The organism is Virgibacillus sp. NKC19-16 (genome assembly GCF_021560035.1).
Lineage (GTDB): Bacteria > Bacillota > Bacilli > Bacillales > Amphibacillaceae > Virgibacillus_L > Virgibacillus_L salidurans.
This window is the reverse complement of the sequence record NZ_CP074373.1, coordinates 372,884-398,391: the sequence shown is the minus strand read 5'-3', so window position 1 is coordinate 398,391 and position 25,508 is coordinate 372,884. Positions and strand designations below refer to the sequence as shown.

At 37.9% G+C, this 25,508-nt stretch carries 28 protein-coding genes and 1 riboswitch; of the genes, 15 read left to right on the top strand and 13 right to left on the bottom strand.

Going from position 1 to position 25,508, the window contains the following annotated elements:
- Positions 1–54 precede the first annotated feature (54 nt).
- Together KFZ58_RS02180 and KFZ58_RS02175 are read right to left on the bottom strand one after the other, a co-directional pair.
- Complete coding sequence (locus tag KFZ58_RS02180; RefSeq protein WP_235793235.1) at positions 55–1,305, bottom strand: MFS transporter; 1,251 nt, start codon at positions 1,303–1,305, stop codon at positions 55–57.
- Positions 1,302–1,772, bottom strand: a complete 471-nt coding sequence (locus KFZ58_RS02175; protein ID WP_235793234.1) for an ArsR/SmtB family transcription factor — start codon at positions 1,770–1,772, stop codon at positions 1,302–1,304. The genes KFZ58_RS02180 and KFZ58_RS02175 overlap by 4 nt, the downstream gene beginning before the upstream one ends.
- Positions 1,773–2,001: 229 nt before the next feature.
- Between KFZ58_RS02175 and KFZ58_RS02170 the strand changes: the two genes are divergently transcribed.
- Complete coding sequence (locus KFZ58_RS02170; RefSeq protein WP_235793233.1) at positions 2,002–2,448, top strand: YaiI/YqxD family protein; 447 nt, start codon at positions 2,002–2,004, stop codon at positions 2,446–2,448.
- Positions 2,449–2,509: 61 nt separating this feature from the next.
- On the opposite strand, the gene KFZ58_RS02165 is transcribed toward KFZ58_RS02170, so the two are convergent.
- Complete coding sequence (locus tag KFZ58_RS02165) at positions 2,510–2,674, bottom strand: hypothetical protein (RefSeq protein WP_235793232.1); 165 nt, start codon at positions 2,672–2,674, stop codon at positions 2,510–2,512.
- Between the two features lie 132 nt (positions 2,675–2,806).
- On the opposite strand from KFZ58_RS02165, the gene KFZ58_RS02160 reads away from it, so the two are divergent.
- Complete coding sequence (locus KFZ58_RS02160; RefSeq protein ID WP_235793231.1) at positions 2,807–3,379, top strand: TetR/AcrR family transcriptional regulator; 573 nt, start codon at positions 2,807–2,809, stop codon at positions 3,377–3,379.
- A gap of 88 nt (positions 3,380–3,467) precedes the next feature.
- On the top strand, positions 3,468–5,582 hold the full coding sequence (locus KFZ58_RS02155) for an MMPL family transporter (RefSeq protein WP_235793230.1): 2,115 nt from the start codon (positions 3,468–3,470) through the stop codon (positions 5,580–5,582).
- A 96-nt stretch (positions 5,583–5,678) separates the two neighbouring features.
- Here the strand turns inward: KFZ58_RS02155 and KFZ58_RS02150 are convergent, their stop codons facing one another.
- From KFZ58_RS02150 to KFZ58_RS02140, 3 genes are all read right to left on the bottom strand, one after another.
- Positions 5,679–6,866, bottom strand: a complete 1,188-nt coding sequence (locus KFZ58_RS02150) for a M20 family metallopeptidase (RefSeq protein ID WP_235793229.1) — start codon at positions 6,864–6,866, stop codon at positions 5,679–5,681.
- 56 nt (positions 6,867–6,922) lie between these two features.
- Positions 6,923–7,393 (bottom strand): acyl-CoA thioesterase, encoded by a 471-nt coding sequence (locus KFZ58_RS02145; protein ID WP_235793228.1) that lies wholly within the window; start codon positions 7,391–7,393, stop codon positions 6,923–6,925.
- Positions 7,394–7,514: 121 nt separating this feature from the next.
- Positions 7,515–7,701, bottom strand: a riboswitch (cobalamin riboswitch).
- A gap of 84 nt (positions 7,702–7,785) precedes the next feature.
- Entirely contained in the window at positions 7,786–8,688 is a 903-nt protein-coding gene (locus KFZ58_RS02140; protein ID WP_235793227.1) for a macrolide 2'-phosphotransferase, read from the bottom strand.
- A gap of 192 nt (positions 8,689–8,880) precedes the next feature.
- Between KFZ58_RS02140 and KFZ58_RS02135 the strand changes: the two genes are divergently transcribed.
- From KFZ58_RS02135 to KFZ58_RS02110, 6 genes are all read left to right on the top strand, one after another.
- Positions 8,881–9,480: a hypothetical protein gene (locus KFZ58_RS02135; protein ID WP_235793226.1), complete on the top strand. Its 600-nt coding sequence runs from the start codon at positions 8,881–8,883 to the stop codon at positions 9,478–9,480.
- Between the two features lie 19 nt (positions 9,481–9,499).
- A complete protein-coding gene (locus tag KFZ58_RS02130; RefSeq protein ID WP_235793225.1) occupies positions 9,500–10,192 on the top strand; it encodes a response regulator transcription factor in 693 nt (230 codons plus the stop codon).
- A gap of 85 nt (positions 10,193–10,277) precedes the next feature.
- Positions 10,278–11,195: an ATP-binding cassette domain-containing protein gene (locus tag KFZ58_RS02125; protein ID WP_235793224.1), complete on the top strand. Its 918-nt coding sequence runs from the start codon at positions 10,278–10,280 to the stop codon at positions 11,193–11,195.
- On the top strand, positions 11,188–11,952 hold the full coding sequence (locus tag KFZ58_RS02120) for an ABC transporter permease (protein ID WP_235793223.1): 765 nt from the start codon (positions 11,188–11,190) through the stop codon (positions 11,950–11,952). Before KFZ58_RS02125 ends, KFZ58_RS02120 begins: the two co-directional genes overlap by 8 nt.
- Positions 11,953–11,976: 24 nt before the next feature.
- Positions 11,977–12,879 (top strand): sensor histidine kinase, encoded by a 903-nt coding sequence (locus tag KFZ58_RS02115; protein ID WP_235793222.1) that lies wholly within the window; start codon positions 11,977–11,979, stop codon positions 12,877–12,879.
- Positions 12,880–13,218: 339 nt separating this feature from the next.
- Positions 13,219–14,796 carry a Vga family ABC-F type ribosomal protection protein gene (locus KFZ58_RS02110; RefSeq protein ID WP_235793221.1) on the top strand — a complete coding sequence of 526 codons (1,578 nt, stop codon included), beginning with the start codon at positions 13,219–13,221 and terminating at the stop codon, positions 14,794–14,796.
- A 98-nt stretch (positions 14,797–14,894) separates the two neighbouring features.
- Here the strand turns inward: KFZ58_RS02110 and KFZ58_RS02105 are convergent, their stop codons facing one another.
- From KFZ58_RS02105 to KFZ58_RS02090, 4 genes are all read right to left on the bottom strand, one after another.
- Positions 14,895–15,272 (bottom strand): DUF1801 domain-containing protein, encoded by a 378-nt coding sequence (locus tag KFZ58_RS02105; protein ID WP_235793220.1) that lies wholly within the window; start codon positions 15,270–15,272, stop codon positions 14,895–14,897.
- 53 nt (positions 15,273–15,325) lie between these two features.
- Complete coding sequence (locus KFZ58_RS02100; protein WP_255695015.1) at positions 15,326–15,760, bottom strand: VOC family protein; 435 nt, start codon at positions 15,758–15,760, stop codon at positions 15,326–15,328.
- A gap of 229 nt (positions 15,761–15,989) precedes the next feature.
- The gene (locus tag KFZ58_RS02095; RefSeq protein ID WP_235794636.1) at positions 15,990–16,628 is read right to left on the bottom strand and encodes an HD domain-containing protein; all 639 of its coding nucleotides are present in this window, start codon (positions 16,626–16,628) and stop codon (positions 15,990–15,992) included.
- A 103-nt stretch (positions 16,629–16,731) separates the two neighbouring features.
- The gene (locus tag KFZ58_RS02090; RefSeq protein ID WP_235793219.1) at positions 16,732–17,376 is read right to left on the bottom strand and encodes an NAD(P)-dependent oxidoreductase; all 645 of its coding nucleotides are present in this window, start codon (positions 17,374–17,376) and stop codon (positions 16,732–16,734) included.
- A gap of 161 nt (positions 17,377–17,537) precedes the next feature.
- Here KFZ58_RS02090 and KFZ58_RS02085 point away from each other — a divergent pair, with 161 nt between their 5' ends.
- Positions 17,538–18,470: an aldo/keto reductase gene (locus KFZ58_RS02085; RefSeq protein ID WP_235793218.1), complete on the top strand. Its 933-nt coding sequence runs from the start codon at positions 17,538–17,540 to the stop codon at positions 18,468–18,470.
- Positions 18,471–18,606: 136 nt separating this feature from the next.
- On the opposite strand, the gene KFZ58_RS02080 is transcribed toward KFZ58_RS02085, so the two are convergent.
- Positions 18,607–19,035, bottom strand: coding sequence for a MarR family winged helix-turn-helix transcriptional regulator (locus tag KFZ58_RS02080; RefSeq protein WP_235793217.1), 429 nt, complete (start codon positions 19,033–19,035; stop codon positions 18,607–18,609).
- 166 nt (positions 19,036–19,201) lie between these two features.
- Between KFZ58_RS02080 and KFZ58_RS02075 the strand changes: the two genes are divergently transcribed.
- The 3 genes from KFZ58_RS02075 to KFZ58_RS02065 all read left to right on the top strand — a co-directional run bounded on the left by KFZ58_RS02075 (position 19,202) and on the right by KFZ58_RS02065 (position 21,115).
- Entirely contained in the window at positions 19,202–19,636 is a 435-nt protein-coding gene (locus tag KFZ58_RS02075; RefSeq protein WP_235793216.1) for a universal stress protein, read from the top strand.
- Between the two features lie 436 nt (positions 19,637–20,072).
- Entirely contained in the window at positions 20,073–20,516 is a 444-nt protein-coding gene (locus KFZ58_RS02070) for a MarR family winged helix-turn-helix transcriptional regulator (protein WP_235793215.1), read from the top strand.
- Positions 20,510–21,115, top strand: a complete 606-nt coding sequence (locus KFZ58_RS02065; protein WP_235794635.1) for an alpha/beta hydrolase — start codon at positions 20,510–20,512, stop codon at positions 21,113–21,115. Before KFZ58_RS02070 ends, KFZ58_RS02065 begins: the two co-directional genes overlap by 7 nt.
- A 109-nt stretch (positions 21,116–21,224) precedes the next feature.
- Here KFZ58_RS02065 and KFZ58_RS02060 read toward each other — a convergent pair whose 3' ends face one another.
- Entirely contained in the window at positions 21,225–22,076 is an 852-nt protein-coding gene (locus KFZ58_RS02060; protein ID WP_235793214.1) for a VOC family protein, read from the bottom strand.
- Positions 22,077–22,251: 175 nt separating this feature from the next.
- Here KFZ58_RS02060 and KFZ58_RS02055 point away from each other — a divergent pair, with 175 nt between their 5' ends.
- Positions 22,252–23,019, top strand: a complete 768-nt coding sequence (locus KFZ58_RS02055; protein ID WP_235793213.1) for a DUF3891 family protein — start codon at positions 22,252–22,254, stop codon at positions 23,017–23,019.
- Between the two features lie 46 nt (positions 23,020–23,065).
- Here the strand turns inward: KFZ58_RS02055 and KFZ58_RS02050 are convergent, their stop codons facing one another.
- Positions 23,066–24,478, bottom strand: a complete 1,413-nt coding sequence (locus KFZ58_RS02050; protein ID WP_235793212.1) for a glycoside hydrolase family 18 protein — start codon at positions 24,476–24,478, stop codon at positions 23,066–23,068.
- A gap of 279 nt (positions 24,479–24,757) precedes the next feature.
- On the opposite strand from KFZ58_RS02050, the gene KFZ58_RS02045 reads away from it, so the two are divergent.
- Positions 24,758–25,507, top strand: a complete 750-nt coding sequence (locus tag KFZ58_RS02045) for a helix-turn-helix domain-containing protein (protein WP_235793211.1) — start codon at positions 24,758–24,760, stop codon at positions 25,505–25,507.
- The last annotated feature ends 1 nt before the right edge of the window (position 25,508 follow it).

Genomic DNA, 25,508 nt, shown 5'->3' with positions numbered 1-25,508 from the left:
TTGATTAAGAAAACTGTGTATTAATCAACCCCTTCCTATATACTTAATCAAACATCAAGCTTCTTCCACCCGTTTCACAGGAAACAACTCCGCCTCATCGATTTTAGGAAGCTTTCGCAGCACGGAACTGCTTAGCCAGCTAAAGCTAAAGATGAACATTGCTATTCCGCATATAAAGACTGGTACAACTGGAGTAAACATCTCACCAATGACACCTCCAGCAAGCGCACCAAAAGGAGTACCGATTGATGATGCACTTGCTAATACGGTGATTACCCGCCCAATGAACACCGTTTCTACTTGTTGCTGAATGGCAGAAAATACCAATATGTTAATAATTCCAATGGAGATTGTTCCCACGCTAAAAAGTATAAGTGATGGGATCAGTGGAAGAAGAGATGCACCCACCCACAGTAAACCGGTACCACAAAAACTAATAATTATTAGCCGTCCAAATCCAATTTCTTTCACTTTCGGCGTAACAATCGTTCCAATCATTACCCCAAGTGACATGGCCGCCATATAAAAGCCATATGCTGCTTCACTACCATCGCCTTTAATGAGCGAAAAAGCAGGCAAATTTGTTGTCATTACTCCTATTGCAAAGTTTATGAATACAATGGATACGATCATCTTTGGGATAAGCGAATTTCGTATATAGCCAATCCCTGCTTTTAGATCACTTTTGTATACATCCAGTACATTGTCAAATTGTTTATCTTTAGTGGCTTCAGGCTGTTGAAAACTAAATAAGGTATAAGCAAGAGCGGACAATAACATGCAAATAGCCGTAATTAAAATCGCTTGAACAGATCCTATGAATGCAACAAGAATTCCCGCAACAGCAACAAATACAACATCCATTGCCTCACGGACAGTGTGTAAATAAGAATTGGCTTGAATGACATTGTCTTTCCCAACGATGATAGGAAGAATAGTCGATTCAATAGGATAGGTGAATTGAGAAAGGAGGGAAATCGCAAACAATAGCAAAATGACATAATAGACGTTAAGGCCAATGGTCATATAACACAATGGAATCGTAAACAGCAACGCTGCTTTCAAAAAACCGCAGATGACTAACCCATTTTTATACTTGAAATAATTTGCTAAAGGCGCGACAAGAAACCCCATCGAGGTCGCAAGTGAAACAGCAAAAAATGCAAAGCCTGAATAGAGGACGCTTCCGCTTAAATGCAGAACAAGCAGCATCCCGGATACAGCATAAACGCCGCCACCAATACCGTTAATAAATACACCAGACAATAATATCAGGAAATTCCGTTCGAAAAAGAATGCTTTCATTCTCCCCGCTCCTCATCTTCATATTCTTTAATACGGAAATCAACCTCATACGCCTTTTGTTCGGCTGTCTCTTTGTAAGACAAATGCGCGTACTTAAAAAACAGTTCCTGGACTTCTTCGTTTAATTCTTTTAGCAATTTGTCAGATAGATACATATGTGATTGGCTGCCGCCAACATGGTTAGCAGGAGCTTCCTTTTCCGTGTTTTTATACACCATTGCCTTTGCCCGGTAATATTTTTCAACGATCCCTTTTTCTGTTTTCACATGATCAATTTCTAAAATGTCATGCTTATAAAGTTGCTGAATATGATAATAGATCGTTCCAGGGTTCTTCCCTACCTTATCGGCTGTCTGTTTTGGCGTCATTGGCTCTTCATACAAAAGTGCAATAATGCGTGACCGTAGTGGATCAGAAATGACTTTTTGCTGTTTTAAATTAATTTCCATTGTTTCTCGTTTATCCATCTTGATATCACCTCTATTTGGGAATAATTTGCATTTACAATTCAATTTAATTTTCCAAATTAATTATTTAAATTTATTATACAATTTATTTTATTAAATCGCAACATTTTTTAATAATTACCATCCATTGGGTTTCAAATCTATTACATACCTTTTATCGCTTTTGCCGTTTTTATTTGATAAAATCAACTTATACTACCAACTTACATAAGAAAAATAGGTGAATTCAATGAAAATTTACGTTGACGCAGATGCTAGTCCAGTGAAAGATATTGTCGTTTCAATAGCTCAAGATGCAGGGATCCCTGTCGTGCTTGTTAAAAGCTTTGCGCATTTTTCTCACGATGAGGAGGAAGATGGAGTGGAAACGGTGTATGTTGATACTGGAGCCGAGGCTGCGGATTATAAAATTATGAAACTTGCCCAAAAAGACGATATTATCATTACACAGGACTACGGCCTTGCGTCACTTGGATTAGCAAAAGGATGCACCGTACTTCATCATAAAGGCTTCACGTATACAAATGAAAATATCGACCACCTCTTACAAACACGCTACATTAGCTCCATGGCAAGAAAAAGCGGAAAACGAACAAAAGGTCCAAAGCCATTTACAGCAGAGGACCGGGAAAAATTCAGTAAGCTTTTTAGAAATACAATTGATCAAATGAACTAAATTTAATAATTCTATATTCCAATTTCAGTTTATCAGCAAGAAACCTTTTAAACATCCTTATTCACTGGACTTTTTTCATTGCGCGTCTTTCCGCATACGTTACACATTTGAAACAAACAGGAACCTTTTCACCCTCATCATTAATATACGTGCGTGGTTTCACTGCCTTATTATTACAAATATAGCATTTTTCCATACCCAAAATTCTCTTCAACCAGTTAGCCATTTATGGATCCCCCTAACTTTAAAAAACGAACATGTTCATGAACAGCCACAATTTCATTATAATATACCAAGAAGACCAAACAAATTCATGGATCAAAAAGCATTCCTTTATTATAAAACGTGAGGTGAGTATATGGCACGCGAGCGAAAATTTACCAAGGAAGAATTATATCAAACAACAAAAGAAGCCCTGCTTGAGTACAGCTATGCCGGGTTTACCTTTCGTATAGTAGCGGAACGGTTACATATTGCACGAGGTACTTTATATAAATACTATGAGAACAAAGACGAGCTAATTACCGATTATATGGTGGAAGAGATGAATCATTTCCTTAACGAATTACAAAAAATAAATACATATAAAAATTTCGAGGATCAGTTTGATTACCTTTTATATATTATTTTCAAGGACAGGGAAATCCATCAAATTAGGGAGATGGCATATCAGATTCCAACAGAGATTAATGAGAAAGTCAAAGCAAATAAAGCGCGTTTAGATAAACAGCATCAGACGATGTATGCCACCCTACAACATTTTGTTCAGTTAGGGAAGACAGAAAACCTTCTAAACCCAACACTACCGGATAGCCTGATTTTAGGTTTTATTTTCCAAACGGTTGATATTCCAAACCATGCCAGCATACCTTATTCCCAGTGGGTATCCTCCATTAAAACGATGCTAACACATGGGATATTTACAAATTAGTATTTGACACTACCGTCACTTTCAATGATAATATCAAGGTGACAGTTACGTCACTTTGAAAATTTATAAAGATGAAAGGAATTGAAATATGAAAAATGTCTTACAATCAGTCACGGATCGTGTTAGTACGAAAAGAGGCATGTGGATTACGCTGGGCATTTGGGCACTTATTACCGTTCTATTAGCAACGTTTGCCCCTAGTGCGCAGGATTATCAGGTCTCCAGTATTGAAACACTGCCTGAAGATGCACAATCAGTTGTAGCGAGTGAAAAAGTAGATACATACGTTGAAGACAGTAATAATTTACCAGCTCTACTAGTCTTCGAATCAACTGAAAGTGAAATAGAGATATCCGAGCTGACCGATCTGTTTAATGCTATTGACGCAGAAAATATTACTGGAATTGAAGAAGTTATTCCACTGGGAGAATTGCCTCCTCAAGCTACAGAAGGTTTTTTCTCAGAGAATGAGTCAACAGCACTAATACCACTCCATTTAAACAACACGCTAGATACACCAGAGATAAAAGATACGCTAAATCAAATTCAACATTTAACGGATCAACATACAGATTTGAATTTATATGTGACAGGGCCTGCTGGAATTGCTACAGATACCAATGATCTCTTTTCCAGAGCAGACCTTGTTCTAATTATGTCAACAGTAGGAATCATACTTGTTTTATTAGTCGTCATATACCGCTCACCGCTTCTAGCTTTAATACCTTTGGTAGCGGCAGGTGTTGTATATCTAATCGTGGCACAGCTATTGGGGTTATTAGGAAAAGCAGGCCTCTTGATGAGTACCCAGTCCATATCCATTATGACGATCTTGTTGTTTGCGGCCGTTGTTGATTATTCACTATTCGTATTCTCACGTTTTCGGGAAGAATTGAAAACCCATGAAAATAAGCATGATGCGATGAAGATAGCTATGCGCGGAACCGGATTACCGGTCTTCTATTCAAGTGGAACGGTGCTGGCAGCTATGCTTATTTTAATTTTCGCTTCACTGGGCGATTATCAAAATTTTGCTCCCATTTTTGGAACAACACTTGTTGTCATTATGCTGGCATCCGTGACACTTGTTCCTGCCCTATTTACGTTTTTTGGAAGAAAGTCATTTTGGCCATTGATTCCACGTGTTGGGCAAAGCCCTGTAAAAACAAATTCCTTTTGGAGCAAGGTAGGCAGATTTGTTACAAAAAAACCGATCGTATCTGTTTCAATCATTGGCCTCTTCATCCTTGTATCGGCTAGCAACAGTTTAAATCTGGATTATGAATTTAATATTTTAAAATCTTTCCCTGAGAATATGCCCTCCAGAGAAGGATACGAAATAGTGGAAGAAAACTTCGAGGCAGGCAGTCTAGCACCCACCACTGTATTGTTTGAAGGAAAGGAAGCTGTCAGCGAGGACGAACAAGAAGTATTAATGAAAAATCTATCTGAACAGCCACTTGTCAGCAGTGTTCGAGTCGACCAAATGATGGACGATGAGACAGTCATTTCATACAGCATGACATTCGAAGAAAACCCATATGAGGCGCAGACCATGGACGCTTTAGAAACCATTCGAAATGATTCAGATGCCATTGTCGAAGCAAGTAATTTGAATGGTGATCTATTCTTTGCTGGTGAAACAGCTACATCTGTAGATGATCGGTCGCTCAATAACCGCGATTTGATCCTCATCATCGTACTGGAGACAATATTAATCTTTGCAATGCTGATTTTCCTAACCAGATCGTTTAAAATGCCACTGTACATGATGGGTACAATTTTAGTATCTTTTGCTGCTGCATTAGGTTTAGGCATGTTTCTAACAAGTCTTTTCTTTGATATCGATACAATAAGCAACAGGGTTCCGGTCTATGCCTTTATCTTCCTCGTAGCGCTTGGGATTGATTATAATATCATGCTTGTTTCGAGATTTATGGAGGAAAGGGAAAAGTATCCTATTAAAAAGGCGGTGGAAATTGCGGTTGCAAATACAGGTGGGGTTATTTCCTCAGCCGGCATTATTCTAGCAGCAACATTTGCCGTATTGATGACACAGCCTATTCAGCTATTGTTTGTATTCGGATTTATTGTGGCTGTCGGTATTCTAATAGATACCTTCTTAATTCGAGGTGTACTGCTTCCAGGATTGCTAGTCTTGTTTGAAAAAGATAAATCACGCGATTCTGTGAAAAGTGAATAAAGAACTAAAGCGCCCATCCGCAAAAACGGATGGGCGCTTTAGTTCGACAAATTTCGGGGCGTGACAGGCACTGTTCGGGGAACGCAAACTCCTAAATTATTCCAATGTATAATAATCGCACACAACCTGTCCTACTGCTTTTGCAGCAACCAGGAGTGCGTCTTCGTCAATATCAAATTTGGGATGGTGATTAAAGTACGGATCTTCTACCCCTTTTGGTTTACAGCCAATAAAGAAGAACGTGCTTGGAATCTTATCTGCATAGTATGCGAAGTCCTCTGAACCTGAGAATTTTGGATATTCTTTAACTTCCTTAATGTCAGGGTCGTCCATAATTTCCAAACTAGATTTGACAACTTCTGTAGCTTCAGGATCATTATATAAGACTGGATAATCGTCTTTGTATGTGAGCTCGCACTCCACACCAAATTCTTCTTCAATTCCAGCAACAATACGGTGAAGCTCTTTATCAATCCGTTCTTGTGTTTCACTATTCATATATCGGATGTCCCCCTCAAGCTCAATACGATCTTTGATTACGTTGAAGCTTCCTTTTCCGTCAAATGAACCAATCGTAACAACGCCCATTTCAAAAGGATTTAAGCGACGGCTAATGATCGTTTGAGCTGCCGTAACAAAATGGGATCCCGCGACAATCGCATCGTTTGCCATATGCGGGGAAGACCCATGTCCGCCCTTCCCTTGAATCGCCAGTTTAAAATAAGATCTCCCGGCCATTGTATACCCGCTTCTGTATCCGACTGTTCCAGCAGGATCTGTTGGAAATAAATGAACGCCAAAAACATTATCCACATCATCAAGTGCCCCTGAATTCACAATACTTTTTGCTCCGCCTGGTGGCGTTTCCTCTGCGTGTTGATGTATAATTTTAATTGTACCTGAAAGCGAGGATTTCAGTTGAATAAGACAGTCAGCGAGAATCAGTAAGTAAGCTGTATGACCATCGTGGCCGCACGCATGCATAACCCCTTCATTTTTTGATTTAAAAGGAACGACCGCCTCTTCAACGATCGGCAGTGCGTCAAAATCTGCTCTTAGACCAATCGTTTTCCCCGGTTTATCTCCTTTGATTGTGACAATAATACCATAACCATTTCCCACATTTGTTTGAATTTCCACATCTTTATTTTTATAAAAATCAACAATATACTGGGCTGTTTTCTCTTCTTCAAAAGAAAGCTCCGGATTCTCATGCAAATAACGGCGAATGTCGATCATCTCATCTTTTCGATCTTCCAGCATTTTCATTAACTGATCTTTCATGTTTATTGCTCCTTTCGTTATCATTCCCTACATATTAATTATACACCTTCTATCATTTATCTAATAGCAGCCCGCCTTTTTCGGTTTTCTTTTCTTGAAGGCGCGGTTCTATGTAACTGTTTTTCCTCCTCGCTTTCAGGATATACGTTTGGTACTGGAACGGGACTGCCTTGTTCGTTTACAGCAACCATTGTCAGAAAAGATTCTGTTGTTAATCTTTCCTCATTTTTTATTAAATCATGTGCGGTGACTTTTACAAACACTTCCATAGAACTTGTCCCTGTATATGTCACATATGCTTCTAACCTCAGGGAATCTCCTACTTTCGCTGCTGAAAGAAAGTCAACAGAATCAATGGACGCTGTCACTACAGCGCTTTTTGCATGCTTCATTGCTGTTAATGCTGCAATTTCATCGATATAAGCAAGCACTTTACCGCCAAATATTGTATCCAAGTGGTTCGTATCCGGTGGAAGTACTAATCGAGTCTGAACGGTTTTCGATTCTTGAATTGCTATTTTTTCCATAATCTTGCCTCCCGAGAAATTAAAAAACATCCTCTATCTTAGAAGATGTTAAAATGCGAACAAAAAAGCTTCATTTACATGAAATTAATTCTCGCAACACCTTCCTATCTCCCGTAGGATTTAAATGTTCTTCCTTATGGCAGGTCTCCTGGCTAAGAATCATCAAACCCTTCTCCCTTCCCATTTCATTACAGAAACAGTGGACACAAAAAGAGTTCTCCTCATCACAGTGGCGGGACCGCGTTGGAATCGAACCAACTTCCCTTTTCAACTTTTTAATCAAAGTCACCATAAGGCAAAATATTTAGTTATATCTAGTATACCACTATTTATTGTATTGTTCTGTGGTTTTTTCGGAGGTAGTGTTACTTTTGAAGGTTTCAAACTTTAAATTACTTTCCCACTCCAAGTGTCTGTTTAGCCATCTCCCTATATTCCTCCAAACCAGATATCATCGCAAATTCAGCAATGGCAACAGGATTTGCAGCCTGAAGCTCAACAATGTGATCGAACATCGATGACCATACATAACCACCAGCATTTTCATATGCTTGAATTAATTTTTTTAAAGCCTCTTCCCCAAAAACTGCTAAATGTGCTACAAAATCATTTGAAGGATCATCAACACGTGTTTCTGTCCAGTCAATGAAACCAGTAACTCGAGCATTTTTATTAATTAAAATATGTCCAGCATGTAAATCCCCGTGAATGAGTGCTGTCTGTTTTGGCCAAAGCGAATCATTAGCAAGCCATGTTTGCCAGCGATCCCATAGCTCTTCATCCACACCAAATGCAGTTTTTACCTCTTTCATTCTTTCTTTCATAGATATTCTTATTTCCTCAGGGGTTTGCACAGATAATCCCGCTTGTTTTGCGTCTTCATGACTAACTTGATGCAATGCCGCCATTGAACTTCCAAGCGTTTCATGAAATAGCTCAGGAACATTCTTCTCATCGATTTCCCATACGTATGCTTTTGCTTCCGGATCAATTGTGCCGGCCGGTATACCATCTAATAGCCTATATGCAATAAGTTCTTCTGAAAAAACAACCCAGTTTGGTGTCTGCATAGGTATTCGAGGCTCCACGAAATCCAGTATTTCTTTTTCCTTATTAGCTTTAGCAATTACATCTTTGCGTCTTGGAAAACGGAGAACCCAGTGTTCTCCTTCAATATTTATTGCAAACACCACTTGGAAATCAAGCCCAGATTCATTATATTTTAGTGAATCCTGCCTTAATTTCAATCCATGTTTCTTCGCTTTTTCTATAACTTCTTCCTCTGATAGCGTCATGAGTTACACTTCCTTTTTAGCTTCCTTTTAAGGAAATACTATCACATATATTGGTTTATTAAAGGATTTTTTATTAAAACTCCCTCTCATATTTAACCGAATTCTTAAGGTTTTCTTAATGATACCGTTAAGTATTTCTTATGTTTTCGCTTATATAGTAGTAGTATGATGTTATTTTTAGGAGAGATTTTGATGAATGAGCAAAAGGTGTATATACTATTGACAGATACAGGAACATTATTCACAAAAATGATAAAACTATATACAAGGAAACTGTATAATCATGCATCCATATCTATTGATCCCAACTTCTCAGAAGTCTATAGTTTTGGGAGAAAAAGACCTAAAAACCCTTTTATCGGGGGTTTTGTTAAAGAAGATATTCAAGCAGGTCTACTAGAGCAAGCAAGATGCGCCATTTATAGTTGTACTGTTTCTGAAACTCAAATTCAAAAAGCACATGACTACTTACAGAAAATAGATGAACAAAAGCACAACTATCGATATAACTTTTTAGGCTTATTCGCGATCGCATTCAAAAAACAACTGAAAAGGAAGAACGCCTTTTTCTGTTCCCAATTTGTTGCAACGGTTTTAAAGGAATCTGGTATTATTGATTTTGAAAAAGCTTTATCCCTTGTTACGCCTCATGACTTAGAGAATGTAGCCGGATTTGAATTAGTTTACCAAGGAGAACTAAGCAATTTTGACGCAGAGACGAATAACACGGTACATATAGTTACCTCTAAGGACACACTTCCCATTGATATAGGGACAATGACCGTACAATAAAGAGGAGGTTGAAATAAAAATGGAACAGCAAATAAATATATTAGTCGTAGAAGATGACAATGATATTAATCAATTATTATGTCGAATTATTAAAAAAAGCAATTACCTCCCCCAGCCCGCATATTCCGGTACAGAAGCTATGCTTTATCTGGAAAAACAAGAATGGGATTTAATGCTGCTTGATTTAATGCTTCCTGGAATGTCTGGAGAAAAAATCCTTGAAAAAGTCAATGCCTATAGCAATGTCCCGATAATTATTATTTCAGCAAAGGGAGAACAGCAGACAAAAATCAATTCATTACGATCAGGTGCCGATGATTATATTACAAAACCTTTTGATGTTGAAGAGGTGTCTGCACGAATTGATTCCAATTTGAGAAGGTCTAAACGCGCAAATACCATACCCAGAAAAAAAGAATTGACACATAAAGATATCTTGATCGATTTGGAGTCTAAAAATGTCCAAGTAAATAGCATAATGCTTACATTGACCGCCCGAGAATACGCAATATTAGTCCTCTTGCTCACGTCCCCAAAAAAGGTCTTTTCAAAATCCAATTTGTTTGAAAGCGTATGGAATGAAACGTTTCATGGTGATGATAATACGGTTAATGTTCATATGAGCAACCTAAGGAATAAACTCGCACGAGCAAACCCAGATGAAGAATATATAGAAACCATATGGGGAATGGGCTATCGTATTAAATCTTAAGATTTTCTTAAGCATTATCTTAAGCCTTTCTTATGACTTCTATCCTACACTACCTTTATAGCAAATAAAGGAGGCTATTATAGATATGAGTGAATATATTCTCAAAACAAATAATCTCACAAAACAGTATAGAAATGATTTCGCCCTTAAAGATATCAATATGACAATTGGAAAGGGAGAAATTTATGGATTCATTGGTCAAAATGGTGCTGGCAAATCGACAATGCTGCGTATAGCTACAGGACTCGCCTTCCCATCAAGCGGATCGATAGAGCTATTTGGCAATAACCAATCTTTCACACAAGCGCAAAAAAGAATCGGAGCAATAGTAGAAAAGCCTGCACTTTTTCCGAATATGACTGCATACGAAAATCTGGAAGTACATCGGTTGCAAAAAGGCATCCCTGGAAAAGACTGTATCAAGAGAGCATTAGATCTTGTTGGTCTTAATGATACAGGGAAGAAAAAAACAAAAGACTTTTCACTTGGGATGAAACAAAGGCTCGGACTTGCTATTTGTTTACTAAGTAGCCCGGAGTTTTTAATTCTCGATGAGCCAACAAATGGATTAGACCCAATGGGTATTATTGAGCTACGCGAACTACTAAAAAGGCTAAATCGTGAAACAGGGCTAACTGTTTTAATATCGAGCCACATATTAAGTGAATTGCATCAGCTTGCAACAAACTACGGTATTATTCATAAAGGAAGGCTACTTGAACAACTAACAGCAGAAGAGCTGGATGAAAAATGCAAACAGCATTTACGCATAAAAGTTGATAACCCCAATATGGGTGCAACGGTACTGGAGAATGATCTTTCCACTACTGATTATGAGGTTATAGCTGATGGCATGATCAAATTATACGACTATCTTGATGATATTCGCACTGTTTCGAAAGCATTAACAGCCAACGATCTTGTCATTGAACATCTCTCACAAAATGGTGACAGCCTCGAGAGCTATTTTTCAAAGCTTGTTGGAGGTGCAGACCATGAGTAATCTCATCAAGGCAGAATTATTTAAATTACTGCGGAACAAAACATTTTGGGTCTTAATAGTAACCATCACAGGCTTAAGTGCATTGTTACATTATTTAGTAATTATTGAATGGTGGCATATGACGTCCCCATTTTCAGAGGTTGGACTAAAAGAATTTAATGCACTAGGTGTATTTACAATACCTTTATTTTTCAATTTAATTGTCAGCTCACTTGTGGGATTTTTTATCTCTATTGAGTTTTTACCAACAAGAGTCATTAAAAACCAAATCATAAGTGGTAGAAAAAGGAGCCAAATATTTATTGCAAAGTTCCTTGTTTTTTCCCTTGGTTCCATCATTGTTACGATCTTGATTCCATTACTAACAGCTGTTTTTGAAGTCATCTTATTGGGACACGGGGATATATTGAGTCTCCCTGCATTGCAGTATTTAGGAAGAGCGTTAGGCTTATTCACGCTTCAGTTCATAGCCTATACTGCAATTACGATGTTGATTGCAATCATTACAGAGGATAGTGGAAAAACAATCATTTTTTCTATTGCTTTAACAATCATTATGTTTGCAATCGAGAAACTTCCTAAGTCACAATTTATAACCACGGTTTATGTGAATTCCATTTTCAATCAATTTAATGAGGTATTTAAGGTTACAATGACAAACGGCGAGATTATAACGTCCATACTCATTGCATTAATGACATTAATTATTATAGCTGTATGTGGGATTATTATTTTTAACAGAAAAGAAATAAAATAACTTTAAAGAAACGGATGAGGAAAAATGTTCTATATAACAATAATCGTAACAATTATAGCTGTACTTTTTCTCATTCGTATTTTTTCATTAAAAAAAGAAATGAAGAACATAACAGACCAACTGAAAAACTATAACAGACAAACAACAAACAAAAAGATAGATATGATACTACTGGATAAAGATATGGAAAAGCTTGGAACAGAAGTGAATCACCTTATTGATTTATATGTTCAAGAAAATAGTGAAAAAACGCGTTTTGAAAATGAACTAAAACAAGCAGTTGCTAATATGTCCCATGACTTACGGACACCATTAACATCTATTTTAGGATATATCCAGCTGGCTGAATCAGATGATGTTACAGATGACGAAAGAAGGGAATATTTATCCATTGCAACAAAGCGAGCAAAAAGACTAGAAACATTATTAAATGATTTCTTTGAGCTCTCCGTTATTGAGTCCATGGATTATCAATTAAAATCTGAACGAATCAATATAAAGAATTTAACAGTAGACATATTAATGAGTTTTTTTGACCGTTTTAAAGATAATAACATAGAACCGATCATCAACATCTCAGATCATGATATTTTTATAACCTCGGATCAATCGGCTGTGACCAGAGTGATCGAAAATCTAATTATAAATGCGATCACCCATTCAACAGGCAATATAACCATATCCCTTGAGGAAAAAGAATCAACAGCGAGTTTTACTATTCGTAACGCCGCCAATAATTTAACAGAAGATGAAGTGGACCGGTTATTCGATCGATTTTATATGGCGGATCAAACTCGGTCAGGTAAAGGTACCGGATTAGGATTTTCCATCGTAAAAAGTCTAATGCTAAAAATGAATGGTGAGATTAGTGCCGGATTCAAGGATGAGCAATTAATTATACACTGTTCATGGCAGACTTCTATTTAAGGTCACCTCACCTCCTTAGTGGATTTCGTTTATCATGCTCATAACTATAGACAGAATACTCCATCTCATTTATAATAATACTAACTAATAACGTAAAGGGTGATCCAATTACATGAAGTACTAATCCTATTTTTTTGAAAACATACAAGTGAAGGCCTATTTTCAGCAGATCCCTCTGCTTTATTTCGTATGCCGTCAACTTGATTTTTCAGAATAGGATTGGTTTGTGTGATTTCAAAAGAGATAAACCTCTTTTTGTGTGCACCCGTGCCTCCTATTCTGAAAATGGATAGGAGGCACTTTGTTTGTCTCCACAACGCAAGAAATGGAGATGAATTTATGATTATATTAGAAACCAGGGATTTAAAAATTTATGTAAAAGAGCGGCTATTAATGGATGCGGCGAATCTGGCTATTCAACACAATGAGCGTATTGGCCTAGTCGGTACCAACGGAAGTGGAAAAACAACTTTATTAGAAATACTAGCCGGGCAGAAACAATCCAGTGAAGGCACAGTGATTTCGAATTCAACACGCGAGCTGCTTCCACAGCTAAAAAACACAAATACAACAAAAAGTGGCGGTGAAGTAACTCAAGAATATATCAATCAAGCATTAGCCAAAAAAACAGACATCTTACTGGCAGACGAACCGACAACGAATCTTGACACCGAACATATTGAAAAGCTTGAAAATCAGTTATTGCGCCGACAAGCAGCTCTCGTTATTGTTTCCCATGACCGTGCTTTTCTGGATTCTCTATGTACAACAATATGGGAAATAGATGATGGAATACTCAGGGAATACAAAGGTAATTACACGGATTACGCCGCACAAAAAGAATTAGAGCGTAGACAACAGGAAAATGCCTACGAAAACTATGTAAAAAAGAAACAGCAACTTGAAAATGCATTGGAGCTAAAAGAGCAAAAAGCAAGTAGAGCAACGAAAGTACCGAAAAATGTCAGCTCTTCAGAAGCAAAAATCACTGGTGCAAAGCCTTACTATGCAAACAAACAAAAGAAGCTTCGAAAATCGGCAAAAGCCATTGAAACTCGATTGGAGAAATTAGAAACAGTAGAGAAAATAAAGGAATCTCCGCCTATTAAGATGTATCTGCCTAATGAAGAAACATTTCAAGGCCGAATTGTTTTACGATGGGATGATGTCACAGGGATGATAGAGGATCGAACACTTTGGAAAGCAACGAATTTTCACATTAAAGGCGGCGACAAAATAGCTATCCTCGGAAAAAATGGCAGTGGTAAAACGACTTTATTGAAAAAGATAGTGAATGAGGACGAAGGTATTACCATCTCACCTGCTATGAAAATTGGATATTTCAGCCAAAATTTAGATGTGTTGGACCTAAATGAGTCCATTTTAGAAAATGTAAACTCTTCCTCTAATCAAGACGAAACCTTAATTCGAACCGTGCTGGCTCGGCTTCACTTTTTTCGAGAAGATGTATATAAGAAAGTGCAGGTTTTAAGTGGTGGGGAGCGGGTTAAGGTAGCTTTTGCCAAACTATTTGTCAGCGATATAAACACCTTACTATTAGACGAACCAACAAATTTTCTTGATATCGAAGCAGTTGAAGCGTTGGAAGAACTCCTGCTGGATTACGTGGGAACCATACTGCTTGTTACTCATGATCGCCGCTTTATCCAACATATTGCTAACCGCGTTTTAACAATTGAACACCAGGAGATTCATTTATTTGATGGAACCTATGAAGAATATAAAAACCATGTTCCACAGGCTGAAGCTGACCCGCTGGAAGATGAATTACTTCTATTGGAAACGAAAATATCTGACACGCTCAGCAGGCTCAGTATTGAACCATCAGAAGAATTGGATCAGGAATTTAAGGAACTTTTGGCTAGAAAAAAAGCGTTAGAGAACGGCAGAGATTAATCTGCCGTCCTCTAATGCATCTATTAGTAGCCTAGTAACTTTCAAAATAACTTAACGTATTTTAAATTCAAAAAAAAAAGAAGCCATGAAAACAACTCCTAAATCGCTTTATCTTCATTCAATGCCACTGCCTTTTGAATGAGTGAGGTAAAAGCCTCTGTCTGAATATCTTCCGCTTTTTTTATTCTAATATGCCTCATTGTTTTCCCTGTACCTTGTAATAATTTGTTATTGTCCTTATCTTGAAGTTCATTACCTTTATGAAAACCAAGATTAACATGGTTTTTGGAAGTTTGAAGATAACAAACTAATCCATTATACGAATAATTAGGCATCGACCATTTTAATTCTTCTCTAAGTTTTGAGGAAGAATTAAGAATAATTTTCCTTAAAGAAGCTGTGATGTTTTGAATATCATGTGGCAAGTCACCTATAAACTGATCAACTTCTTTAACTGTTCTTCCTTTATCAGCCATCAATTGCCTCCTTTCTGGAAGATGTTATTTAGTCTAATAATCTACATTAATTATTAATCCTCCCTTTTTTCCTCAAAAAGTCGCATACGTTCTTCAAAGCTCACTTCTTTGTATATTTGATGCAGCATCCATTGATAGCCAAAAGGGTCGTTGAATATCGCATTTGACACGCCGAAATCAGGAATTTCAGTCACCGGCTGAAGCTCCGTACAGCCTGTCTTCATTGCATTGGAATAAGTTTCGTTGATGTCAGGGACCATAATGTTAAACCAAATTGTTTGAGGATTATCCGGTTTTGGTGCAATCAACTGAAATTCCGGGTTTTCATCCAGCATGTGAAAACGCACCCCGTATAGGCTAAAAATGACCTCATTTTCACCTTTAGGGAAATCTGTAACCTCCACACGCTCAACATCAAATATTTTTTCGTATAATTCCAATGCCTTAATGCTGTCTGTAACAATCATATCAATTTCTACTCCAGTCATTATGAACACACTCCTTTTATCGATTTATAAATATTCTTTACTTCCTATTTCCTATATATGTATCATTTTACCATTCAACTATTATAACTTAAAGCTGGCTTCCCATTAAGAGCTCCCATGAGATACCAGCTTTTCATCACTCCGCTTCTAAAGCAACCGAATAAAAAGAGCCTATCTCTCATTACGCTAATGTGCTAACGTAGTGAGAGACAGACCTCGTAACTAGTCCTTATTCTTTCCACGGCGAATGTATAATACAACTGCAGAAATTTTTATTTTCATATTCGGGTCTAAAGTGTTTGACGATGTCTTCTTTCATATTGCCAAAGGTGGTCTCTGGCTTATGCCTGAACCCTTCATAAAACGCAGGAATAATTTCCTTTTTGAAATTGTTACGTGGGAAAGCTTTTATAATTTCCTCACGATTCTCCCAAGGAAATTGCTCGAACCCATCTCCCATTACATCTAAACCAACACCAGAAAAAAGTAATGCTACTTCAGATTGTTTATGTTCAGCCACTCCTGGTGTCGTGTGTAGTGCGATCGCATCCCAGACAAGTTGGACTGAGTCGTCTGGAATTTGATAATGCTGTAAAAACTGCCTGGCTACATTTGCACCATCCACTTCGAACCGTAAATCCGGGCTACTATATTTTTTTGTCAAACCTAGATCATGGAATAATGCACTGACATACAGCAATTCTAGATCATAATTCTGTTTCTCTTTTTTTCCATTGGTCGCTCCAAATAAAAACACGCGGTTTGAATGATTCCATATCAGATCATTGCCATCTTCACGTAAAATATCCGCAGCATCTTTCGCCAATTGTGAATCTGGAATTTTAATACCTGCTATTTCTTGAGTCATCAATAAGAATCCCCTTTCCGTTTGATAGTCCTCATCCTCATGAGCTTGTATACCTAGTTCAGCTTCTTTTGCAAAATGTTACTCCTTGCTAGCCCTTATTCTATTACTCGGCTTCTCCAACAACCGCAAATCTTTCATTACTATGCACTGGAGTTTCTATTTCATCAAGAACTGCAATGGCATAATCTGCATAGCTTATATAGCTTTCTCCATTTGCATTTGTGATAAGTATATCATTCCCTTTTTGATAAGAGCCTGTTCTTTTTCCTTCCGGGTCAAAGAATGCGCCAGGACTGATGAAAGTCCAATTGATCCCACTGGACTGCTCTAGTTCCTTCAGATTTTTCCCTTGATTTACGGAGGTTGGATAAGCCTCTTTTGGAAAATCAGGCGTCTCCATTAATTGTGTCGTTTTTGCCTCATCTACAAATAGACTTCCTGCGCCACCCACGACAACTAATCTTGTGTCAGGGGCTCCTTTGACGATATCCAATAAGACCCTGCCTGCTTCCTCGTGTTGGTGTTCTTTCCCTGGCTCACGTACGCCAAATGCATTCACCAGCACATCGAGATCTTTAATATCCTCTGTTTTCAAATCAAAGATATCCTTTTCTATAACAAAATCACTTTTTCCTGTTAATTTTGCTTCATCTCTTACAATTGATGTTACAACATTTCCTCTATCTAAAGCTTCCTTTTTAATGAAACTTCCTGCTTTACCTGATGCTCCGATAATTCCGATTTTCATTGTAAACTCCTCCGTTTCAATCGATCTGTTTGTTCTATTCCCCCTGTAGGATGAGTTAAACGTTGCACAGTTTTTTGGCATTGAATTAAAAATGTACGTTTAATACAATAAAATAATAGGAAAATAAACAATATCAGCTAGAAAAGGAGTTTTTGACACAAATGACAAGAAAAGTACAAATCGGCAAAACAGATTTACATGTAAATCCAATTGGACTTGGCGCTAATGCGATTGGCGGACATAATCTTTATCCAAATTTAGATGAAGATAACAATAAAAACGTCGTCCGTACTGCAGTAGATGCCGGCCTTGATTTTATTGATACGGCATTCAGCTATGGCAAAGGACGTTCAGAGGAACTAGTTGGTGAAGCTGTGAAGCAAACCGGGAAGCGGAATGATATTGTACTTGCTACAAAAGGGGCGCAAAAATTAATTGGTGACGAGCAAATAATTGATAACTCCCCTGCCTTCTTAAAGCAAACCGTAGAAGAAAGCTTAAAACGGTTGCAAACAGATTATATTGATTTGTTTTACATTCATAAACCGGACGAAAACACACCAAAAGCTGAGGCAGTTGGAGCGTTAAAAGAATTGAAAGATGAAGGAAAAATTAGGGCCATTGGTGTTTCGAATTTCTCATTGGATCAGTTAAAAGAAGCAAACCGAGATGGCTATGTTGATGTTTATCAGGGGCATTACAATTTATTAAATCGTGAGGCTGAAAAGGATTATCTTCCATATACCGTGGAAAATAAAATTTCCTATGTCCCATTTTTTCCTTTTGCATCAGGGATCTTAACTGGGAAATATACAAAGAATACAACATTTAACGACTTCCGCTCCAAAATGCCTCACCTGCAGGGCAAAGCATTCGAACAAAATCTGGAAAAAGTGGAACAGCTACGTGAAATAGCCACTGCAAAACAAGCAGAAGTGGCTCATGTCGTCCTAGCTTGGTATCTAACACGTAATTCCATTGATACAGTGATTCCAGGGGCTAAGAATGCAGAACAAGTCTTAAATAATTTAAAAGCATTGGACGTTCAATTAACGGAAAAAGAAGTACAGCACATTGATGATTTATTTTCATAAAAGAGAAAAGACCCTGCTCAAGCATGAATGAGCAGGGGTGATTACTATGCAGACCTTGTCAGGCAGGCCAAGTCTTTAAACACTGGCAAGGGAGGCATGCCATAACCGAGTCTCCATTGCCTTCGTTCACATGAAACTATAATCCCCAATCCGATTTTAAAATTTCTTTAAGAACCCGTAATTGCTCATGACCAATTCTATCAGCAATTTTTTGCTCCATATTTGCCTTCAGCTCTTCATTTTTTTCATAACATACTTCGCCTAATTCGGTTAGCCGTATTAATTTGTCTTTTTTATTGTTTTTTACGTTACTTATTTCAACTAATCCCTTTGACTCGAGATTTTTGATAAACTTATGGGTTGCTTGCCTGGAAATGTCCACATGTCTGGTAACATAAGCGATGGTAGGCTTACTTTTATATATTCTTGCCATAATGAACCACTCTGAATTTGATAGATAAATATCACTCGTTTCATTCCATAATTCCTCCGTTATTTTTCGAAGTTGAAGATGGCGCTCGCTCAACACATCAATTAAATCCAGGTTTTTTAATTCAGAATCCAACTGATTCACTCCTATCGATTTCTTCGGGATTCACTATACAAAGTCTGTCTCTTATTGTCAATCAGTTTGACAATACAATGATATGCTAATCTTATCACAGGCTTAAAAAAATAGATTACGTTAAAATTGAATGGAAGATAGTTTACATGAAAAGGAGTTTAGGAGAATGGCAAATTATTATAAAAATATTCTAGTAGCAGTAGATGGATCAAAAACAGCGCAATACGCATTTCGCAAATCAATTGATGTTGCCAAACGATATGAAGGTTCCATCATAAACATTGTAAACGTAATTGATACTCGTTCAGTTGTGACTAACCGCTCCATTATTGACCAAGCACAGCAGCAAGCAGAGGAACTTTTAAGTGGCTACAAGGAACAAGCCATGGCTGAAGGTATTGAAAATGTAAATACAGTAATCGAACACGGTTCTCCAAGGAGCATTATTACGAATGAAATCTCTAATGAAGTTGAGGCTGATGTCATTATCTGTGGTGCTACCGGCTTAAATACGGTTGAGCGATTCTTAATTGGTTCCGTCTCTGAATCAATCGTACGTTCAGCTACATGTGATGTTTTGATTATCCGAACACCTGAGTAACTATGTAATAAAAACAACCAAAGAAGAGCAACGCGAAATTATATGCGTTGCTCTTTTTGAAATATAGTGTTTTATTCTAAAGATTGATAAAGTTAGAGAAAACAAAATCAAAATTGCACCTGTTACCAAGAAAAGGGCTTTTTCTCATTGATACATTGCTTCATCTCATCGCAGGTTCTTAGTCAGTTTATGTAATTTTTATAGCGCTTGTGCGAAAGCTAGACGAATAAGGAGGTGGGAGTTAAAATCAATGTTAGGTAGTTAAAAAACATCTGAACCAACTGTGAGTATTAAGCGTTAAAGATGATATATGGAATTGCAAGAGATTAGGAGCTGCGGCACAATATTTATATCATTTGACATTCATACATCTATAGGCTAAAATTACATTTAATTAAATATAAATTAATTAAGAACAAATAGCGGAGGTGATGACATGAGCGAGAATTTATCATTAAAGTCATTTGTTGTTTTAATGAAGTCCTCGAAATCCATCCAGGAACAAATTAAAAAAGATATTAGCAAACATGGGATGAAGACATCGGATTTCACTATTTTAGAAGCCTTATATCACAAAGGCCGGCAAACAATCAAGCAAATTTCTGACGCTGTCCTCATTAACACAGGTTCGATCACCTATGTTATCGACAAATTAGAATCTAAAAACTTACTTGAACGAAGTAATTGTAAAGAAGACCGCCGCGTTGTATATATCCAAATTACCGAACAGGGAAAAACAGTCATGGATGACATTTTTCCAAAGCATCAAAAAGTAATTGAAGAAATCTTTTCAGATCTAACAACAGAAGAGAAAGAAACACTAATTGATTTGCTGAAAAGGGCTGGAAAAAAGGAACCAGAAAGGGGAAATGAATCATGAAACATATTTTTCAACAAGGAAAGGACCAATCAAGACCGACATTATTATTATTACACGGCACTGGCGGAACAGAACAAGATCTAATTCCCCTTGCAGAAAGAATTGACCCTGAAGCAAATATTTTAAGTGTACGTGGAAATGTTTCGGAAAACGGCATGCCACGCTTTTTCCGTAGATTAGCTGAAGGCGTATTTGACGAAGAGGATCTTATCTTCCGTACAAAAGAATTATATGAATTTCTTGATGAAGCTGCTAAGGAAAATAATTTTGACCGGAATAATATTGTAGCGATTGGCTATTCCAATGGCGCTAATATCGCTGCCAGCTTGCTTTTCCATTATCAGGATACATTAAAAGCAGCAATCTTGCATCACCCAATGGTGCCAAGAAGAGGAATTGATTTACCAGACCTTTCAGGAAAAAATGTATTTATTGGTGCTGGTACGAACGACCCTATTTGCGCACCCGAAGAATCCAAAGAACTCCAATCATTACTTGAAGGTGCAAATGCGAACGTAGAACTGCACTGGGAGGATAAAGGACATCAGTTAACGATGGGTGAAGTAGAAGCAGCCAGGAAATGGTACGAGAATATATAATTGTTTGAGAAATAGCGCAGTGCATAGCTTGCACTGCGCTATTTTTGCTGTGCGGTTGATATATAAAAGCGAGGGATAAGCTTCTCCCTCGCTTTTACAATCCCGTATATTAGCTAATGTGCATGTGTATGACATTACCAGACGGATCTTCCACTATATAATAATCCTCTTCCCTTTTCACTTGGGCACCAATTTGTTCGATGCGCTCCGCAGCGGCCCTTCTTGCGTCCGCATCCGGAAAAACGAGTGTATACCAGTTCAGGCCAACACTATTTTTCGCCGGAGCTTTAGCACCTTCCCCATTCCACACATTTAATCCGATATGGTGATGGTAGTCAGCGGTGGACGTAAATAGTGCACCAGCATAAGTCGTAACGACGGTAAACCCAAGACCACCAATGTAAAATTCCTCCGTATTCGAAAGATGAGAAACATGTAAATGAATATGGCCAATTATTGTCCCGCTCGGCATTCCATTCCATTCTTTTGTACTTTCTGCAATCAGACTGTCTCCATCCAACTGTTCTGTTCCCATGGACACCTGGCCATCCGTCCATTTCCATTCAGAAGCCGGACGGTCGTGATATACTTCAATCCCATTTCCATCCGGGTCCGAAAGATACAATGCTTCACTTACATAATGATCAGACGCCCCTAACTGAACTCTTTGCTTAATGATATGCGTCAAAAAGCTGGAGAGGTCCGCGCGTGTCGGTACAAGAATTGCAAAATGAAACAAACCAGTCGTCCTACCTTGTTTTGGCTGCACATTTCCAGGCTGTTCCAGTGTCAGCAAAGCTGTTTTCCCATCTGCTGTTAATACTGCTTTACGTGCTGATTGTTCCAGCACACTGAATCCAAGTACATTTTTATAAAAAGATATTGATTTTTCCAAGTCAGTTACATTAATACTGAGTTCACCCACATATGTTGCAGGTTTTTCAAAAAACTGCTTTTCCATATTTACCATCCTTTTTATTTATATAAATGATTATTTATTGACACTAAGTTACTTTATGTAATTTATTATATTTAGTATCACTGCTTTTGTCAATGAACACATTATATTTTGTCCCTTCTATCTTTTTCTCTTATACTCATTATACAGAGGAAGAAAACGGAAAGGATGACCTTTAATGATTGTCAGAGAACGTGAAAATGAATTTGTATTGATCAAACAACACGACCATGCTCAAGTTTCCGGAGAAATCATAACCAACTGGCGAGGTGCTTTATTTAAGGATACTAAGCTTCGGAAGTCTGTTGAATATGCAATTTACAATCATGATGTTGGATGGAAACCAGTTGACAAGCAGCCTTTCTGGAATGACCAAAAACAGGAACCTTACACATTTATTGATTTCCCCACACCTCCAAAGGCTGTATTTTACAAGCATGGCATTGAGGAAGTAGTGGGACGTGACGCGTATGCAGGACTATTATGCAGCAGGTATTATATGAACTTTCTCCTGCAAGAAACCTCAGACGAAGCTAAAGCCTTTGTCGAACAAGAGAAAGAGCGCCAACAACAAATAATTGAATCATTTTCCGAATTTGATAAAGCTGCATTTGACTTTCATTACGCCCTGCTCCAGATCTGTGATAGTCTATCCTTATTTTTGTGCTTAAATGAACCCGAAGTTGCGATGGAAGACGGCCATCCCTTTTTCCGAGAAGGAATTCCGATTTCTAGTGCACTCCATGGATTTAATGAAAATAAAATGGGACTTACCTGGAAAGGTCATGATACGATCGCCATCCATGAGTTTCCTTTTGAAAATCCACTAGCGATTACATTAAAGCAGAAAGTAGTTACAAAAGAGACGATTTCTACGAAGGGATTAATTCCAAGTTATGAAGAAGCCCCTCTGCAAAAGATTGATCTGCTTCTAGTGGAAGATTAATCAAAAAACGCTGATACGAATAGGCACTTCGATCAGCGTTTTCCAGCTAAAATTTTCTAATCCTAAAATTACGCTGAAGGACAGCCCAATTTTGCGGGAATGGATTACCCAACACCCAGTAACTAACCCCCCTTAGGCCATAATTCTTGAGCGTGTCGTATTTTGCCTGAACACTACCGGCATCTTCAAACCACACTTCATGCGCTTGGCCATTTTCGTCCACATAGCGGAAAAATGGGGATTGATACGTTTCATCATACTCAATGGCAGCACCATATTGGGCTGCCAGCTGCACTGCTTCTTTCGGGCTAATCGTTTGTGCTGTTGTTCCTTCCACCCAAGGGATTTCCCAATCACGCCCATATAACGGTATGCCAATGGAGATTTTATTACGGGGGATCACCGACACTGCGTAATCCAGCACTTGCCGGACTTCATTAATGGGAGCAATCGCCCACGGTCTTCCTCCAGCCCATCCCCATTCATAGGTCATAACCACAACAAAGTCGACAATTTCTCCATGTGCCTGATAATCATGTGCTTCATAAAGCAACCCCTGTTGATCAGCTGAAACTTTAGGGGCAACTGCCGTGGAAACGATAAATCCTTGTGGGTGCATTCGCGCAACTGTAAGCCTTAAAAAATCATTATAATTTTCGCGATCCTCTGGATAAATATATTCTAAATCAAAGTTTATACCGGCATATCCCTTCACACGCATCTCATTGATCAGATTAGTTATCAATGTCTCCTGAAGATCCGGATTACGTAGTATTGCAGCTGCTAGATCTGAGTCAAAGCCACCATTTGTAAAATTTGTCAGCACTAAAAGCGGGGCAGTATTTGTTGCATCAGCCGCTTCCAGGACTAGCTGATCCTGTAATTCTGTAATCGTACCATCCGAATTTATGTTATAGGAAAACGGGGAGAGATACGTAAAATTTCTTCCTAACATCAACACTTCTTGCCTTCCTTGTTCATTCAATTGCGTTGTAAAAGCATTTGTTTCCGTTACTGGCCTATCAGCAGCCGGGATTCCTAGTGTCTGCCCGATATGAATGAGGTCGAGGTTTGTAATGTTATTTGCCTGAATAATTTGATTTACGCTGACTCCATACCCCTGAGCGATAGCCCAAAGCGATTCACCAGGCTGTACGATATGAGGGAAATAGGGAATAATGAGCATTTGACCAATATAAATAAGTGAGGGATTTGTAATATTATTGAACTCCGCAAGCTCCTGTACAGGTACACCATATATTTGTGCAATGGACCACAGGTTATCCCCTGCTTGCACAACATATTCCCGGTTAGGATCTGGAATAACTAATGCCTGCCCCACAACAAGCACATCTGGATTATCTAATTGATTGACTAATACAATCTGATTCATATCGGCACTATATCGCTGTGCTATCCCCCATAAGGACTCAACACGCTGCACCACATGTATCTGCATAATCTTCCCTCCTTCATTTGCAGTTTCTGTTTATTATGGTATTCATGTGATGGTTGCCCGGTGATTAAACAATTTTAAAAGTTCTACAGACTATTTAACTCCAATATAATTGTATCAAAAGTATATAAAAGCCATGCTTAACTACCAGGTTTCGCTAATCTTTAAGACATATTTCATATAGTCATGAGCATACTATTTACAATATACCATTTTTGTCTATTAACAAAATTGACATATAGTAAATACCACTTATAATGGAGGTGAGGAGGAATGGGCCCAATGAGTAATGCAATTTACGAACTAACCAATAAAAATATCAACCAAGGCTATCGCAATCATGAACTTTCTATAATTGAAAAAGAAACAGATTATATTATGGGGAAAATTGTAACCGTCTTGTTAAGTATGTTTCCTGATAAGGTCGTTGGAATAGCGTTAGACAAATACGGAATTAAATTTAACAATGATTATCTACTTTCCGAAAAACATCAAAAGAATTTAAAAAAGTGGTTACAACGTTTAGCGTATACGGAATTACCTTCTTCAGATATGGACTTTGGAAAATTAAAAATCGATTTTGAACACTGGTATTATCAAATGGGAGGCGATGAAATTCAATTTAGTTATCCCTCATCCTATTTATTAACACCGAAAGAAGCATCAGATCATTTAGGTGTGTCCAGAGTTACCTTGAACAAATATATACAACAGGGATTAGAAGTCGTAAATACCAACTCCCATCGTAAAATCCCTAAATATACAGTTGAGCTCTGGGAAGATCCTATATATGCAATTCGTATGCAAATGAATGCACAAGAAAAAAAACTTCGAGATCAATCACCTGCAGAGCGATTAGAAGAATTAAACTATGAAATTACCCAACTGGAAATTAAATATAAATCAGGTTCGGTAAAAGAGGCGTTTGCAGCGTATGATGGTGATTCAATGGATGATCCTAGTGACTATTATCTGTGGCGAGATTTAGAAAATGAGAAAAAGGAAATAATGAAGCTGCTGGGAGGGAGCTGAT

Coding starts and splice junctions, on each gene's coding strand:
- KFZ58_RS02125 (WP_235793224.1), top strand. CDS start 10,278: ATGAGTGAATATATTCTCAAAACAAATAATCTCACAAAACAGTATAGA.
- KFZ58_RS02180 (WP_235793235.1), bottom strand. CDS start 1,305: ATGAAAGCATTCTTTTTCGAACGGAATTTCCTGATATTATTGTCTGGT.
- KFZ58_RS02055 (WP_235793213.1), top strand. CDS start 22,252: ATGATTGTCAGAGAACGTGAAAATGAATTTGTATTGATCAAACAACAC.
- KFZ58_RS02070 (WP_235793215.1), top strand. CDS start 20,073: ATGAGCGAGAATTTATCATTAAAGTCATTTGTTGTTTTAATGAAGTCC.
- KFZ58_RS02175 (WP_235793234.1), bottom strand. CDS start 1,772: ATGGATAAACGAGAAACAATGGAAATTAATTTAAAACAGCAAAAAGTC.
- KFZ58_RS02075 (WP_235793216.1), top strand. CDS start 19,202: ATGGCAAATTATTATAAAAATATTCTAGTAGCAGTAGATGGATCAAAA.
- KFZ58_RS02135 (WP_235793226.1), top strand. CDS start 8,881: ATGAATGAGCAAAAGGTGTATATACTATTGACAGATACAGGAACATTA.
- KFZ58_RS02060 (WP_235793214.1), bottom strand. CDS start 22,076: ATGGAAAAGCAGTTTTTTGAAAAACCTGCAACATATGTGGGTGAACTC.
- KFZ58_RS02100 (WP_255695015.1), bottom strand. CDS start 15,760: ATGACTGGAGTAGAAATTGATATGATTGTTACAGACAGCATTAAGGCA.
- KFZ58_RS02110 (WP_235793221.1), top strand. CDS start 13,219: ATGATTATATTAGAAACCAGGGATTTAAAAATTTATGTAAAAGAGCGG.
- KFZ58_RS02130 (WP_235793225.1), top strand. CDS start 9,500: ATGGAACAGCAAATAAATATATTAGTCGTAGAAGATGACAATGATATT.
- KFZ58_RS02115 (WP_235793222.1), top strand. CDS start 11,977: ATGTTCTATATAACAATAATCGTAACAATTATAGCTGTACTTTTTCTC.
- KFZ58_RS02095 (WP_235794636.1), bottom strand. CDS start 16,628: ATGACTCAAGAAATAGCAGGTATTAAAATTCCAGATTCACAATTGGCG.
- KFZ58_RS02140 (WP_235793227.1), bottom strand. CDS start 8,688: ATGACGCTATCAGAGGAAGAAGTTATAGAAAAAGCGAAGAAACATGGA.
- KFZ58_RS02150 (WP_235793229.1), bottom strand. CDS start 6,866: ATGAAAGATCAGTTAATGAAAATGCTGGAAGATCGAAAAGATGAGATG.
- KFZ58_RS02155 (WP_235793230.1), top strand. CDS start 3,468: ATGAAAAATGTCTTACAATCAGTCACGGATCGTGTTAGTACGAAAAGA.
- KFZ58_RS02165 (WP_235793232.1), bottom strand. CDS start 2,674: ATGGCTAACTGGTTGAAGAGAATTTTGGGTATGGAAAAATGCTATATT.
- KFZ58_RS02050 (WP_235793212.1), bottom strand. CDS start 24,478: ATGCAGATACATGTGGTGCAGCGTGTTGAGTCCTTATGGGGGATAGCA.
- KFZ58_RS02170 (WP_235793233.1), top strand. CDS start 2,002: ATGAAAATTTACGTTGACGCAGATGCTAGTCCAGTGAAAGATATTGTC.
- KFZ58_RS02090 (WP_235793219.1), bottom strand. CDS start 17,376: ATGAAAATCGGAATTATCGGAGCATCAGGTAAAGCAGGAAGTTTCATT.
- KFZ58_RS02160 (WP_235793231.1), top strand. CDS start 2,807: ATGGCACGCGAGCGAAAATTTACCAAGGAAGAATTATATCAAACAACA.
- KFZ58_RS02105 (WP_235793220.1), bottom strand. CDS start 15,272: ATGGCTGATAAAGGAAGAACAGTTAAAGAAGTTGATCAGTTTATAGGT.
- KFZ58_RS02045 (WP_235793211.1), top strand. CDS start 24,758: ATGAGTAATGCAATTTACGAACTAACCAATAAAAATATCAACCAAGGC.
- KFZ58_RS02145 (WP_235793228.1), bottom strand. CDS start 7,393: ATGGAAAAAATAGCAATTCAAGAATCGAAAACCGTTCAGACTCGATTA.
- KFZ58_RS02085 (WP_235793218.1), top strand. CDS start 17,538: ATGACAAGAAAAGTACAAATCGGCAAAACAGATTTACATGTAAATCCA.
- KFZ58_RS02120 (WP_235793223.1), top strand. CDS start 11,188: ATGAGTAATCTCATCAAGGCAGAATTATTTAAATTACTGCGGAACAAA.